Source organism: Microbacterium sp. NPDC055455 (assembly GCF_053619935.1).
The window spans coordinates 66,587-80,654 of record NZ_JBSHLB010000002.1; the positions used below are offsets into that span (position 1 = coordinate 66,587).

Genomic DNA, 14,068 nt, shown 5'->3' on the forward strand with positions numbered 1-14,068 from the left:
TCCCCAGTCCCTAGACGACATAATACGCATGGCGTCAAGACCGGCGCGCTGAGAAAACGCACTGACTAGTGTGGCGCCATGGCCACGTCGACAGGTTCAGTGACCGAAGACACGAACCCGCCGGGCGCGCCGGCCGGGGGAGCGGTCCCCGCCAGCGGGTTCATCCCGAGGGCGACCGCGTGGGCGCTCTCGCTCAAGCCGGTGCGGGTGTGGCTGCACTACGCCGAGCGCCGCGGACCGATGCTCTCCGACAGCGTCACCTACCGCGCCTTGTTCTCGGTCTTCGCCGGCGTGCTGCTGGGCTTCTCGTTCGCCGCGCTCTGGCTGAGCGACAACCCGGAGGCGTGGCGGTCGCTGGTGTCGGCGGTGGATGCGGCGATCCCCGGCCTCGTCGGCGAGGACGGCCTCGTCGACGTCTCCGACATCGAGGCGCCCGCGGGCCTCACCGTCACCGGCATCATCGCCCTGATCGGTCTGCTCGCAGCGGCCATCGGCGCGATCGGCTCGCTCCGCGTCGCCCTCCGCACCCTCGCCGACAAGGTGCACGACGACGTCTTCTTCGTCTGGGTGCTGCTGCGCAACCTGCTCCTCGCGATCGCGATCGGCGGCGGCTTCGTGCTGTCGGCCGGCGCCACCTTCATCGGCACATCCTTCGTGGGCGGCGTGCTCGACTGGCTCGGCCTCAGCCAGAGCTGGTTCGCGGAACTCGCCACCCGCACCGTCTCGATCCTCGTCGTCTTCCTGCTCGACATGGCGCTCGTCGCCGTCGCGTTCCGCACGCTCAGCGGCGTGCGCCCTCGCGCCAGGTCGCTGTGGACGGGCGCCTTCCTGGGCGCCGTCGGCCTCATCGTGCTGCAGCAGCTGTCGAGCCTCTTCGTGCGGGGCGCCGGAGCCAATCCGCTGCTCGCCTCCTTCGCCGCCCTCATCGCCCTGCTCATCTGGCTGAACCTCTCGGCCCAGGTGATCCTCCTCGCCGGCACCTGGATCATCGTCGGGGAGCGCGAACGCGTCGACCGGGTGCGCGAGCGGTTCGGGTCGCCGACCTTCGCGCTCCGCCGCGTCCGCCAGGCCGAGGACGCTGTGCGCGTCACCACCGAGGAGCTCGCGCACGCCCGCGCCGACGCCGATCGCGAACGCGAGGAGGCGCGCAAGAAGCAGGTCGAACAGGACGCGAAGAAGCAGGCCGAACCGGACGCGAAGAAGCAGGCCGAACAGGACGCAGGAGAGAAGTCATGAGCACCGAGGTTCCCGTCTACACGGCCGAGCAGGTGCGCGCCGCCGAACGACCCCTGCTCGATGAGGGCGTGCCGCTCATGCAGCGCGCGGCCGGCGCCCTGTCGCAGATCATCCGCGCCGAACTCGGGTCCATGAAGTCCGGAGGGGCCGCCCCTGCCTGGCGGGCGCTGGAGCCGACCGTGCCCGGAGCGCCGCAGGAGCACCGACCGCGCATCCTCGTGCTCGCCGGCGGCGGCGACAACGGCGGCGACGCGCTCTACGCCGCCGCCGGACTCACCGACGTCGCCGACGTCGACTTCGTGCTCGTCGGCGACCGCTTCCATGAAGCCGCCTTCACCGCCGCCATCGGATCCGGCGCCCGCCGCATCGAGCTCGACGAGGCCGAGCACGCCGGCGACGCGTACGCCGTGCTCGTCGACGGCGTCGTCGGCATCGGCGCCTCCCGCGACTCGCGTCTGCGCGGCGCCGCCCGCGACGCGGTCACCACCCTTCTCGGATGGGGGGAGCTCGAGCGGATGCCGCGCGTCGTCGCCGTCGACATCCCCAGCGGTCTCCATCCCGACACCGGCGCGGCCGACGACGCCGTGCTGCCGGCATCCGTCACCGTCACGTTCGGCGCGGTCAAGGCCGGGCTCGTCACCGGCCGCGGACCGGACCTCGCCGGCGACATCGTGCTCGTCGACATCGGACTCTCGGACGCCCTGGCTTCGGTGGAACCGGCGGGGGAGGCATCCGTCTCCCGCGTCGTCACCGCCCAGCGCTGACGCCCGCAGCCCGGCAGCCCGCGGGGCGCCGGACGGGGCTAGTCGTCGTCGTCGCGGTCGCCCTTGTTCCCCGGGAAGTCGGGAGAGTCCTTGTCGTGCCCGAACGCGTTTCCGCGTCCGTTGCCGCCAGGGCCGTCCTCGTGCTTCTCGGCGCCGCGTCCGCGCGCGTCGTCGTCGTCGCGACCGCGGTCGTCGTCGCGGGCACCGTTGTTGCCGGGGAAGCCCGGGGAGTCCTTGTCGTGCCCGAACGCGTTCCCGCGCCCGTTCTCGCCCGGTCCGTCGTCGTGCGAGACGAGGAGCGACGAGGGCACTGGCACCAGGGACGTCAGCGGAACACCCGCCGCGATGCTCGGCACGAGGATCGCCGTCGCAGCGACGCCCGCGATCACCGCTCCGGTGATGAGCAGCTTCTTCGAACCCATGACGCACCTCGTTCTCGGGCGGCGGAGGCAGCCGGTGCGGGGAGCGTACCACCGCCCACGGGCCGTGCGAAGAGGCCGAGGCGCTCGCGGACGCGGGGCTCAGCGCGCGTAGCGCTCGACGAACGCGCGGAGGATGCGGCTCGGATGCGACACGGCCGCGCGTCGCACGGCCGACAGCGTCAGCTCCAGCTCGCCCGCGCCGAAGTAGCCGTGGTCGGCGTACGCGTGGATCCGCGTCGTGATCCCCTCGACGTCGAGCTCGGGATGGAACTGCGTCGCGTAGACGTTCTCTCCCACCCGGAACATCTGCACCGGGCATCCCGGCGACGATCCCAGCAGCACGGCCGACGACGGCAGGCGCGTGATCGCCTCCTTGTGCCCGACGAACGCGTTGAACGTGGCGGGCATGCCGGCAAGCAGGGGATCGGATGCCCCCGCCTCGGTCACGGTCACCGGCACGACGCTGATCGGCTCGCCGTAGGTGCGGTCGATCACCGCGCCCTGATGCGCGCCTACGGTGCCCACGCCGTAGCAGGCGCCGAGGAACGGGAAGTCGCGCGCCACCACCTCGTCGAGGAGGGTCTGGAACTCCGCCTCCACCCGGCGCTGGACCGGCGACTTCTTCTCGAGGGGGTCCGACGCGTTGAACGGCCCGCCGCCCACGAAGATGCCCGACAGCGCGTCGAGATCCAGCCGCGGCATGGGCCCGGCTTCGAGCCGCACCCGCACCAGCTGGTCGGGCGTGAGACCGGAGTAGCGCAGGAACAGCGCGTACTCCTCGTCGGCCGGCAGATCCTCGGCGCGCGTGGCGAGGAGGACGAACGGCTTCACCGCACCAGCCTACGTGGGCGCGGGAGCAGAGAATGACGGATGCCCCGACCCGGCGCGAGTCGCCGGGCCGAGGCATCCGCTCCCGGTCGTCAGTCCTTCGCCTGGAACTGGTGGGTCCAGCTCGACTCGGCGCCGGCGTCGACCGCGAAGCCGGCCTTCGGCACCGCCGTCACGGTGACCTCGCTGCCGTCGGCGACCTCGTTCGGCCCCTTGGCGGCGAGCTCGCCGTTCAGGTAGACGTCGAACGCCGCGTCGGGCGCCACGACGACGAGGTCGGTGGCGGCGCCGCGGCGCTCGACGAACCTCGGCTCCTTCGGCGTCGCCGCCGTGGTGAGCACGGGCACGTTCGCGAAGTCCATGTCGCTCGCGAGGTAGTAGCTCGTGTACGACGGCTGGTTGTAGGTGGTGTTCTGGCGGGCCACCTCGGCGCGGTACTGCACGTCGTGCAGCAGCGTCGGCAGCTTGTGCGTCGTCACCTCGGTGCTGGTGAAGATGCGCAGCGCGCTCGAGTCGGCCGTGCGCACCAGCAGCTCCTCGCGCCAGTCGCCGAGCACGTCGGCCACGAGCGACGGGTTGCCCTTCGTGTAGTTGTTCGTGCGAGTGCCGTCGGCAGTCAGCAGGCGGCCGCGGGTCCAGTCGTCGATGGTCGGCGTCTGATCGATGCTGCCGTTCACGATCTGCGTCGTGAGGTCGGCCGCCCACCGGATCGACTGGTTCGTCCCGGGCGTGCTGCCCGGCTGCACGGACTCGCCCGTCGCGCTCAGCAGACCCGAGCCCTCGCTGCCGTTCGGCATGCTCGCCCACACCTCGATGCCCGAGACGTCGGCCCGCACGTCGCCGATCATGCTGCGGCCCGTGTCGCGGCCGGAGTACGCCCCGAACAGGACCTCGCCGGTCGCGGCATCCCGCATCGCCGACCCGTAAGGCGCGTACGTACCGCCCTCGTGCGCCGTCCAGATCTCGAGGCCGGGACGGCTCGGGTCGATGTCGGTGACGTGCATGGCGTCGCCGTGGCCGAGGCGCACGTTCTCACCCGGTGCCGCGCTGCCCTCGGGCAGCACGTCGAACGAGCTGTACAGCAGTCCGCCGTCGTCGTCGATCGTCGCCGCGCCGTACACGATCTCGTGCTTGCCGTCGCCGTCGACATCGGCCGCGCTCAGCGAGTGGAAGCCCTGCGTCGTGATCGAGCCGTACACCGGATCGGTGCCGTCACGGCCGTGCGGCCCGTCGTTGAACGGGTTCGTCATGGGCACGTGGCCGCTGTCGACGAACCAGCGGGTGCTGAGGCTCTCGCCGTCCCAGTCGTACGCCGCGATCGTGGACCGCGTGTAGTAGCCGCGGGCGAAGATCGCCGACGGATGCGTGCCGTCCAGGTACGCCACGCCCGCGAGGAACCGGTCGACCCGGTTGCCCGGCTCGATGCGCGACATCGCGTAGTCGCCCCACAGCAGGCCGTCGTCGCCGCGGCCCGGCTCGTAGCGGACGGTCTCGAGCTCTTCGCCGGTGGCCGAGTCGAAGACCGTCAGGTACTCCGGCCCGTCGACGATGAAGCCCTCGAACGTCGTGAGGTCGTTGCGGCCGCTGCGCGACGGCGCGTAGGTGGTGATGAAGTAGTCGACGAGCTCGGTGGCGGACTCGGTCGACAGCGGGTACTCGTGCGCGACCGGGATGCCGAACGCCTCCTCGAGCGTCGCCGGCCAGTTGCCCGCGACGACCTCGGGATGCTCCGACCAGCCCTCGAACACCTCGATGAGGTGCTCACGGTAGTCGGCGGCGCTCATGCGGTAGTCGTCGGTGTGCGCGTACCCCGCGGCGAGGTCTTCGGCGAGCATCGTGATGGGGGCCGGCGTCTGGGCCGTTCCGTCGGCGTCGTACCGCGTGGAGGTCGTGCCCGGCGCCGTCTTCAGCATCGTCTCGGACCGGCCGTCGCCGTCGAAGTCGTAGACCATGAACTGCGTGTAGTGGGCGCCCGCGCGGATGTTGACGCCGAGGTCGATGCGGTTGAGCAGCGTGCCGTCGAGCTCGTAGGTGTCGACGTACACCGGGCCGGTGTAGCCCTTCTGCGACACGTCCTTCGAGTTGGACGGGTCCCACTTGACCACGAACTCCAGCGCGCCGTCGCCGTCGACGTCGGCGACCGACGCGTCGTTGGCCGAGTAGGTGTACGCCTCGCCGACAGGGGTCACGCCGTCGGCGGGCTTCTGCAGCGGGAGGTCGTAGAACCCGTCGCCCCATACCGAGACCGGCGCCGACTGGTCGCCGGTGATGTCGTGCCACGCCGGCGCGACGGTGTACTCCGAATCGGCGGTGCCGTCGGGGTCGGAGTAGTTCGTGCTGTCGTCGACCGTCGCGATGCGCTCGCCGTCGCGGAACACCGCGAACGACGGGCCGCTCACGCCCGTCTCGGTGGCGGGCCCCGCCTCGGTCGCGAGCAGGCGCCAGCTGAGGAAGACGCCCTCGCCGGTGGACACCGCGACCAGGCCGCGGTCGAGCGCCTCGAGCTGCGGAGAGCTCGGAGCCTCCTCGGCCAGCGCCGGCTGCGCGAGGCCCAGGGTGAGTGCGCACGCGGCAGTGCCTGCCACGAGCGCGCGGACGGATGTTCTGCGGAGATTCATCGTCGAATCGTTCTCCCGAGTCAGTGGCCCGCGTGGGGTACGGACCGTCCATCGTGAAAACGCGAGGAATGCGTTTTCCCGAGCGACGTTAGTCACTGGACGCGGCCCGGTCAACCACCCTTTCGGGGAGATTGGAACGATTTAATGTGCCGGGCCGGTGCGGTCGCGTGAGTTGCCGGGACATAGGATCGGAGGTTGTGCGCGGCACGCCGGGTGGCGGCATCCGTTCCCGGCGTGTCGGTCGAAGTCTCCGATTCTGTGCGCCGGGTGCGGGGTTCCTCCCCAGCGACGCGGAGTCGTCCGAGCGCTCACATCACCGCCCGGATGAACAGAAGTCGGATGCCGCGACCGTGAGTCTGGCCGGATGTGCACTGCCGCCTCGCCCGCCGTCGTGACGTTCCGCGAACTCAGAGGATCCGGGCTGTCGCGGTCGAAGATCGCGGCCGCGGTGCGGGACGGCGTTCTCTCGTCGCCGCGGCGAGGAGTGTACGAACGCCTCGGCGTCTGTGACGAGGTCAAGGCCGCGACGGCCCATGGCGGCTGGATCGCGTGCGTGAGCGCCGCGCGCCACCACGGGCTCTGGGTGACCGACCATGACGACGGCCTGCACGTCGGACTTCGCGCCCACGGGCGCGCCTATGCTCACGACGACTGCTCGTGCGTCGTCCACTGGAGCGACGACGGCGCGAAGCGCAGCGTCTTCGGAGTGCCATCGATTCGAGCGGTGGTGCGGCAAGTGCTTCGATGCCAAGGGCTCGAGTCGTTCTTCGTGGTGCTGGAGTCCGCGCTCCGGTTGCGCAAGCTCTCGAGCGCCGACCTCGTGTGGCTTCGGCAGCACACGAATGCCGCGGCCCGGGACGCGATCGGATTCGCCCGTCGCGACGCCGACAGCGGCCTCGAGTCGTTGCTCCGATGGCGGCTGCGGCCGCATGGGCTCAGTGTGCGGACGCAACAGGCGATCACCTCGGTCGGCCGCGTGGACTTCGTGATCGGCGAGCGCCTGATCGTCGAGGTCGACGGCGCAGACAACCACGACGGCGAGTCGCACCGTCACAAGGACCTCGTCCGCGACGCCAACGCCGCGGCGTGGGGATACGTCACCCTCCGCTTCGACTACGCCATGGTCGTCCACGACTGGGACACGGTCGAGCTCGCCATCCTCGGACTCGTCGACCGCGGGCTCCACCGGGCGTGACGTCGGGTGCACACCGTCGGAGGTCTTCGGCGACTCGCCGGGTCGCAGCATCCGTTCGCGGCGTGTCGGTCAGAACCTCCGATTCTGTGCCCCCAGCCGGGGCGACGGATGCCTCGACCCGGCTAGACGGCCTACGAGGCGTATGTCACCAGGCCGAGCTCCACCGGCGACACCAGCTGCGTGTGGGCCGGGCGCACGCGGACGGTGTAGCCGAAGGTGCCGGTCACCGTGAGGGGGAGCGTGGCCGTGAACGTCGTGACGCCGTCGACAGCGGCGCCCGGCGTGAGACGGTACACCGAGTGGTCGCGGTCGAGGGCGTCGTCCTCGTCGGTGCGTCCGTAGATCAGCTCCACCGCGACGTCGTCGGGCGACAGACCGTCCAGGCGCACGTCGGCGCGCACCTCGAGCGTGTCACCGGCCTGCGCCTGCTGCGGGATGCCCGTGCTGTCGACGCTCGCGATCGACACCCGGCTCCACGCCGCCTTCACGCGCGCGATGAACGCCGACACCGCGCGCGCCTCGGCGAAGTCGCCGGCGCGCAGGGCGACGTCGTGCTGAGCGGCGGGGACGTACAGGCGCTCGACGTAGTCGCGCACCATGCGGTCGCTCGTCGCCTTCTTGCCGAGGTCGGTCATCGTGTGGCGCACCATGCGCAGCCACGCCGTCGGGATGCCGCCCTCGCGGTCGTAGAACCGCGGCACGAGCTGGTGCTCGATGAGGTCGTACAGGGCGGCCGCCTCGGCGTCGTCGCGCTCCTCGTCGTTCGACGCGGTGTCGGCGCTCGGGATCGCCCAGCCGTTCTCGCCGTCGAACCACTCGTCCCACCAGCCGTCGAGGATCGAGAGGTTGAGCGCGCCGTTGAGCGCCGCCTTCATGCCGCTCGTGCCGCACGCCTCGAGCGGACGCAGCGGGTTGTTGAGCCACACGTCGCAGCCCGGATACAGGTCCTTGGCGAGCGTGATGTCGTAGTCCGGCAGGAACACGATGCGCCCGCGCACCTTGGGGTCGCGGCTGAAGCGCACCAGCTGCTGGATCAGGATCTTGCCCGAGTCGTCGGCCGGGTGCGACTTGCCGCCGATCACGATCTGCACCGGCCGCTCGGGGTCGGTGAGCAGCTTCGTGAGGCGCTCCGGGTCGCGCAGCATCAGCGTCAGGCGCTTGTACGTCGGCACGCGGCGCGCGAAGCCGATCGTGAGCACCTCGGGGTCGAGGAGGTCCTCGACCCACGACGGTGCGCGGCCGCTGCCGTTGGTGACGGATGCCGCGACCCGCCGCCGCGCCTCGGCCACGAGCTCGCCCTTCATCTGCTGGCGGACGCCCCACAGCTCGGCGTCGGTGACGACGGCGTGGTCGGTCCAGTCGTGCGCGTCGGTGTGGGCGTCGCCCCACGCGCGCTCGCTCACGGACTTCAGCGCCGGGTGCACCCACGTCGGCGCGTGCACGCCGTTCGTGATCGAGGTGATGGGCACCTCGTCGCTGTCGACGCCGGGCCACAGCATCCCGAACATCCCACGGCTCACCTCGCCGTGCAGCACCGAGACGCCGTTGGCGTGCTGGCCCAGGCGCAGACCGAGCACGGCCATGTTGAAGACGCCCTGGTCGCCGCCCGCCCACGTCTCGAGCCCGAGCGCGATGGCGCGCCCGGCGTCGAGGTTCTGGAAGAGGCCGCTCGCGAGGTAGTCCGCGATGAGGTCGCGCGAGAAGCGGTCGATGCCCGCCGGCACCGGGGTGTGGGTGGTGAAGACCGTGCCCGCGCGCACCTGCGCGAGCGCCTGGTCGAAGTCCAGGCCGTCGTGGGTGATCAGCTCCGACATCCGCTCGAGGCCCTGGAACCCGGCGTGGCCCTCGTTCGTGTGGTAGACGTCGGGCGCGGGGCGGCCGGTGAGCTCCGACCACGCACGCACGGCGCGGACGCCGCCGACGCCGAGCAGCAGCTCCTGCAGCAGGCGGTGCTCGCCGCCGCCGCCGTAGAGGCGGTCGGTCACGCGACGCATCTCGTCGGTGTTCGACGGGGTCTCGGAGTCGAGCAGCAGCAGCGGAATGCGGCCGATGTCGGCGACCCAGACGCGCGCGTGCAGGCGGCGGTCGGCGGGAAGGTCCAGTGCGATCTCGACCGGGGCTCCGCTGCGATCGCGCAGCAGCGTCAGGCCGAGGCCGTACGGGTCGAGCAGCGGATACGCCTCGCGCTGCCAGCCGTCGTCGCCGATCGACTGACGGAAGTAGCCGGCGCGGTAGAAGAGGCCGACGCCGGTCAGCGGCACGCCGAGGTCGGAGGCGCTCTTCAGGTGGTCGCCGGCGAGGATGCCGAGGCCGCCGGAGTACTGCGGCAGCGAGCCGTCGACGCCGAACTCGGGGGAGAAGTACGCGATGTGCGCCGGCTTGTCACCCTCGAGGTGCTGGAACCAGCGGTCGCCGGTGAGGTACGCGGTGAGGCGCTCGTCCTCGGCGGCCACGCGGGCGACGAACTCGTCGTCGCGGGCGAGCTCGTCGAGGCGCTCCTGGCCGAGCGCCCCGAGCATGCGGGCCGGGTTGGCGCCGATCTCGTCCCACAGCTGCGGATCCATCGAGGCGAAGAGGGAGTGGGTCGCCCGGCTCCACGACCAGCGCCAGTTCGACGCGAGGCGGTCGAGCGGGGCGAGGGAGTCGGCGAGGACGGGGCGGACCGTGAACGTTCGGATGGCCTTCACGCGAGCGATTCTAGGGGTACAAGCTGGAAGCGCTTGCACCAGTTGCTGCTCGGACACCTCAGGATCGTGCAAGGGCTGTGCCCGTGACACGTCCGGCGCCAAATCGCAACGGAGCGGGCTCGCGCCGGGCGCCGGGTCTACGCTGACCGTATGGCCATCGCACGACTGCACGGAGGCCCGCTCGACGGGCAGCTCCTCCCGCTGGAAGACCCGGACCTCGACCGCATGATCGTCCCGTACAGCGAGACCCAGGTGGTCTACGAACGCCGAGGCGACCTCGAGCGCACGGGCGACCACGACGGGCCGACCGAGGCCGAGTTCTGGTTCGTCGAGGCCGAGGACGACATCGACCCCGACAGCGACCAGCCCCGTGAGCGCCGCTGACCCGTCCTCGCCCGACGACGCCGGTGCGACGCACTCGGTCGAGATCGAGTTGAAGTTCGACGTCGACGAGTCGACGCCGCTGCCCGACTGGTCCCCTCTGCCCGGCGTCGCGTCGGTCGGCGAGCCGGAGGTCCGCGAGCTCGACGCCGTCTACCTCGACAGCGACGACCTCGCCCTCGCGCACGCCGGGTACGCGGTGCGCCGGCGCACCGGCGGCCCCGACGAGGGCTGGCACATCAAGGGACCCCGTCACGGCGAAGGCGGACGCCTCGAGCAGCAGTGGCCGCTGGGCCCTGCGGACGAGATCCCGGATGCCGTCGCCGCCGCCCTCGCGTCGGTCGCCACCGTCCGCGAACTGGCGCCGATCGCGCGCATCCGCAACAGGCGCGTCGCCTACGCGCTGCGGGATGCCGACGGGGGAGTGGTCGCGGAGTTCGTCGACGACCACGTCGTCGCCACCGACGAGCGGGCCGGCACCGAGCGCACCTGGCGCGAATGGGAGTTCGAGCTCGGACCGGCGGCGCCCGAGCCGGGTCCCGAACGCCGGCGCCTCTTCGCCAAGGCGGGCAGCGCCGTGCTCGCCGCGGGCGGCCGGCCCGCGGCATCCGCCTCCAAGCTCGCCCGTACGCTCGGCTACTGAGCATGCGAGAAGCCCCGAAGCCGAACGGCTCCGGGGCTTCTCTGCGGCTGCTGCGCGGGATGCGTCTCGTCAGCGCGATCCGGCGCGCGTCAGAGGTTGATCATGTGGCCGGCGAGACCGTGGAAGGCCTCCTGCACGGCCTCCGACAGCGTCGGGTGCGTGTGGACGTTGCGCGCCGCCTCGACGGCGGTGAGGTCCCACTTCTGGGCGAGCGTCAGCTCGGGCAGCAGCTCCGAGACGTCGGGGCCGATGAGGTGGCCGCCGAGCAGCTCGAGGTGCTCGCCGTCGGCGATCAGCTTGACGAAGCCGATCGGCTCGCCGAGGCCGTTCGCCTTGCCGTTGGCCGAGAACGGGAACTTCGCGACCTTGACGTCGTAACCGGCGTCGCGGGCCTGCTGCTCGGTGAGCCCGAACGACGCGACCTGCGGCGAGCAGAACGTGGCGCGCGGCATCATGCGGTAGTCGCCGAGCGTCATGGTCTCGGCCTTGCCGATCGTCTCGGCGGCGACGACGCCCTGCGCCTCGGCCACGTGCGCCAGCTGCAGCTTGGCGGTGACGTCGCCGATCGCGTAGATGTGCGGCACGTTCGTGCGCATGTGGTCGTCGATGTCGATGGCGCCGCGGTCGGTGAGCTTGACGCCCGTGGTCTCCAGCCCGAAGCCCTCGACGTTCGGGGCGAAGCCGATCGACATCATGACCTTGTCGGCGTCGATCGACTGCGTGTCGCCGCCCGCCGCCGGGGTGTAGGTCACGGTGACGCGGTCGCCGTGGTCGGTGACCGTCTCGACCTTGGTCGAGGTGAGGATGTCGACGCCGTACTTCTTGTACTGCTTCGCGATCTCCTTCGACACGTCGGCGTCCTCGTTGGGGAGCGCCCGGTCGAGGAACTCGATGATCGTCACCTTGACGCCGTAGTTCACCATCACGAACGCGAACTCCATGCCGATGGCACCGGCGCCGACGATCACGATGGACTTCGGGAGGTCGCGGGCGAGGATCTGCTCCTCGTACGTCACGATGTTGCCGCCGAGCTGCACGCCCGGGAGGAGACGCACCCTGGAGCCGGTCGAGATGATCGCGTTGTCGAACGTGACGTCCTCGGTGGAGCCGTCGGCCTTGGTCACCCGCAGGGCGTTGGGGCCCGTGAACGAGCCTCGGCCCTCGTACTCGGTGACCTTGTTCTTCTTCATCAGGTAGTGGATGCCCTTGACGTGGGTCTCTGCCACCTTGCGGCTGCGGTCCCACGCGACGCCGAAGTCGAAGTGCACGTCACCCGAGATGCCGAACAGGTCGGCCTTGTGGTGGAACTGGTGCGCGAGGTCGGCGTTCTTCAGCAGAGCCTTCGAGGGGATGCAGCCGACGTTGAGGCAGACACCGCCCCAGTACTTCTCTTCGATGATCGCGACCGTGAGGCCGAGCTGAGCAGCACGGACGGCCGCGACGTACCCGCCGGGACCCGCGCCGAGGATGGCGACGTCGTAGTGAGGCATGCTTCCAGCCTAGTGGGCGGCCGGGGGCTCGGAACCGGGCCCGGAGGCGCCTCCCGCCGCGCCGTCACCGGCCTCGCCGGGGCGTCCGTCGCGGCGCCCGCGGGCGACGAGGAGGTAGACGACGACGCCCGCGGCGGCGGCCGCGATGAGGCTGAACAGCACCCACGGCCACACCGCGGCGGCGTCGGCCCCGGCGTCCTCCGGGGCGACCGTGGGGGCGGTGCTCGGAGTCGGCGTCTCGTCGGGCGCCGCGGTCTCGGTCGGCGCGGCGGTGGCCGTCTCGGTCGGGGTGGGTGCGGCGGCCGCGACGGTGAACGAGAACTCGCCCGAGATGGAGTGTCCGTCGCTGGAGACGACCTTCCACAGCACGGTGACGGCACCGGATGCCTCACCCGCGAGAGGCTGGGTGAGCACGTTGTCGCTGACGCTCGGCGAGCCGTCCGCGAGCGTCGTGCCCGCGGCATCCGTCACCTCCACCACCGAGGCTCCCTCGTCGGCGGCGATCCGGGCGCTGAAGGTCAGCGTCAGCTGCGCGGGCAGGGCGTCGAGCGCGGCACCGGCGGCCGGGTCGCTGCCGATGAGGTCGTCGTGGGCCTGCGCGGGGGATGCCGCCGCCAGGGCGACGCCGAACGCCAGGAGCAGTGCGGCGGCCAGCGCCGAGAGGCGCGCTCGGAGGGGCGTGTGAATTGCGTGTGACATCACCCGATCGAGCCTAACCGACCCTTTGCTCCCGACCCTGAGAGGTCTAGCCTGGCCGCAGGCGGGTCACCTGCCCGCCATCCCCACGTTGGAAGGACGGCGGCGATGGACGCGATGATGATGGGCGCCATGTCGAAGGACATGATGTCGATGCCCGGCATGGAGACCATGGACATGTCGGTGATGCAGGCGTGTATGGACGCCTGCTCGGCCTGCGAGCAGGCATGCACGGTCTGCTCCACGCAGATGATGTCGTGCGCTCCGGCGTGCATGAACTGCGCCGACATGTGCAACACGATGATGCGCGCCATGATGCGCCCGCAGGGCATGACCCCGGCCGCCATGATGTCGATGCTCGACGCGTGCATCGCGATGTGCCAGGTCTGCATGGACGAGTGCATGGAGCACGCCGACCACAGCGAGGTCTGCAAGATGTGCGCGCAGTCGTGCCAGGCGTGCATGGACGCGTGCATGAAGATGCGCGAGTCGATGATGGCGATGGGCTGAGCCCGTCGCCTTCGTCATGACGGGCGCGGCGCGCCACGGACGCTGAGCCCGCGGGCCCGGTCGGTGCGAGGCGTCAGCCCCGGAGGACGTTGAACCGCGCCCCGCCGACGGCGAGCACGTGGTAGCGCTCGTGGAGCGCGACGGGGGTGCCCGCGGTCGCGACCGCTGCGGCCCCCGTGCCGTTCCACAGCGCGACAGCCGTGCCGTCGGCGACCGTGCGGACGATCACGAAGCCGGAGCGGGCGTCGGATGCCTCGACGATCGCGTCTGCCCATTCGGACGGCGTGGCCGACGCGAGGCGCGCCTGGATCAGGTGCAGCGCGTGGCCGGGCGCGAACGAGGAGCAGCTGTCGCCGTGGTCGCACATGCACGCCGCACGCTCACGCACCTCGAGGGGCGGGATGTGGCGGTGCTGGCTGGACACGATCGACTCCTTGGGTCGCTGAGCGGCTGAGGTTTCTGCCAGGCTAGGCGGGCATGCTTTTCATGGCATCTCAGGTGACACGTGGCGAAACATTGCGTGTACGAGTTCTTCCTGCGCGGCTGGGGCGGCACGGCGAAGCGAACCGGTGAAGGCCTCTTCCGAGGCTGGGGCGAT

General features: G+C 71.0%; 14 protein-coding genes. 6 read left to right on the forward strand and 8 right to left on the reverse strand.

The annotated features are described in order from the left end of the window. Positions 1-78: 78 nt before the first annotated feature. Positions 79-1,236 (forward strand): YhjD/YihY/BrkB family envelope integrity protein, encoded by a 1,158-nt coding sequence (locus ACWGUG_RS06685; RefSeq protein WP_452324251.1) that lies wholly within the window; start codon positions 79-81, stop codon positions 1,234-1,236. Beyond that, positions 1,233-2,000, forward strand: a complete 768-nt coding sequence (locus tag ACWGUG_RS06690; RefSeq protein ID WP_336397754.1) for an NAD(P)H-hydrate epimerase — start codon at positions 1,233-1,235, stop codon at positions 1,998-2,000. The genes ACWGUG_RS06685 and ACWGUG_RS06690 overlap by 4 nt, the downstream gene beginning before the upstream one ends. Before the next feature lie 38 nt (positions 2,001-2,038). On the opposite strand, the gene ACWGUG_RS06695 is transcribed toward ACWGUG_RS06690, so the two are convergent. The 3 genes from ACWGUG_RS06695 to ACWGUG_RS06705 form a co-directional block, all read right to left on the reverse strand. Continuing rightward, positions 2,039-2,422: a hypothetical protein gene (locus ACWGUG_RS06695; RefSeq protein WP_452324252.1), complete on the reverse strand. Its 384-nt coding sequence runs from the start codon at positions 2,420-2,422 to the stop codon at positions 2,039-2,041. A gap of 99 nt (positions 2,423-2,521) precedes the next feature. Further along, complete coding sequence (locus ACWGUG_RS06700; protein WP_452324253.1) at positions 2,522-3,253, reverse strand: glutamine amidotransferase; 732 nt, start codon at positions 3,251-3,253, stop codon at positions 2,522-2,524. Positions 3,254-3,342: 89 nt separating this feature from the next. Next, on the reverse strand, positions 3,343-5,868 hold the full coding sequence (locus tag ACWGUG_RS06705; RefSeq protein ID WP_452324254.1) for a rhamnogalacturonan lyase: 2,526 nt from the start codon (positions 5,866-5,868) through the stop codon (positions 3,343-3,345). A 364-nt stretch (positions 5,869-6,232) separates the two neighbouring features. On the opposite strand from ACWGUG_RS06705, the gene ACWGUG_RS06710 reads away from it, so the two are divergent. Then, positions 6,233-7,063, forward strand: a complete 831-nt coding sequence (locus tag ACWGUG_RS06710; RefSeq protein ID WP_452324255.1) for a DUF559 domain-containing protein — start codon at positions 6,233-6,235, stop codon at positions 7,061-7,063. A 131-nt stretch (positions 7,064-7,194) separates the two neighbouring features. On the opposite strand, the gene glgP is transcribed toward ACWGUG_RS06710, so the two are convergent. Then, positions 7,195-9,750: an alpha-glucan family phosphorylase gene (gene glgP / locus ACWGUG_RS06715; RefSeq protein WP_452324256.1), complete on the reverse strand. Its 2,556-nt coding sequence runs from the start codon at positions 9,748-9,750 to the stop codon at positions 7,195-7,197. Positions 9,751-9,900: 150 nt separating this feature from the next. Here glgP and ACWGUG_RS06720 point away from each other — a divergent pair, with 150 nt between their 5' ends. After that, positions 9,901-10,134 (forward strand): response regulator, encoded by a 234-nt coding sequence (locus tag ACWGUG_RS06720; protein ID WP_336397760.1) that lies wholly within the window; start codon positions 9,901-9,903, stop codon positions 10,132-10,134. Next, a complete protein-coding gene (locus ACWGUG_RS06725) occupies positions 10,121-10,774 on the forward strand; it encodes a CYTH domain-containing protein (RefSeq protein ID WP_452324257.1) in 654 nt (217 codons plus the stop codon). The genes ACWGUG_RS06720 and ACWGUG_RS06725 overlap by 14 nt, the downstream gene beginning before the upstream one ends. An 89-nt stretch (positions 10,775-10,863) precedes the next feature. On the opposite strand, the gene lpdA is transcribed toward ACWGUG_RS06725, so the two are convergent. Genes lpdA through ACWGUG_RS06740 form a run of 3 tightly spaced genes read right to left on the reverse strand, consistent with a single transcriptional unit; the run spans position 10,864 to position 13,274 of the window. Further along, complete coding sequence (lpdA, locus tag ACWGUG_RS06730) at positions 10,864-12,264, reverse strand: dihydrolipoyl dehydrogenase (RefSeq protein ID WP_452324258.1); 1,401 nt, start codon at positions 12,262-12,264, stop codon at positions 10,864-10,866. 9 nt (positions 12,265-12,273) lie between these two features. Next, positions 12,274-12,963, reverse strand: a complete 690-nt coding sequence (locus tag ACWGUG_RS06735; protein ID WP_452324259.1) for a copper resistance CopC family protein — start codon at positions 12,961-12,963, stop codon at positions 12,274-12,276. Next, positions 12,963-13,274 (reverse strand): hypothetical protein, encoded by a 312-nt coding sequence (locus ACWGUG_RS06740; RefSeq protein ID WP_452324260.1) that lies wholly within the window; start codon positions 13,272-13,274, stop codon positions 12,963-12,965. The genes ACWGUG_RS06735 and ACWGUG_RS06740 overlap by 1 nt, the downstream gene beginning before the upstream one ends. On the opposite strand from ACWGUG_RS06740, the gene ACWGUG_RS06745 reads away from it, so the two are divergent. Then, positions 13,273-13,470, forward strand: a complete 198-nt coding sequence (locus tag ACWGUG_RS06745) for a hypothetical protein (protein WP_452324261.1) — start codon at positions 13,273-13,275, stop codon at positions 13,468-13,470. The two genes, ACWGUG_RS06740 and ACWGUG_RS06745, sit on opposite strands and share 2 nt — an antisense overlap. A 73-nt stretch (positions 13,471-13,543) precedes the next feature. On the opposite strand, the gene ACWGUG_RS06750 is transcribed toward ACWGUG_RS06745, so the two are convergent. Then, a complete protein-coding gene (locus tag ACWGUG_RS06750) occupies positions 13,544-13,894 on the reverse strand; it encodes a hypothetical protein (RefSeq protein ID WP_452324262.1) in 351 nt (116 codons plus the stop codon). Positions 13,895-14,068: the final 174 nt, after the last annotated feature.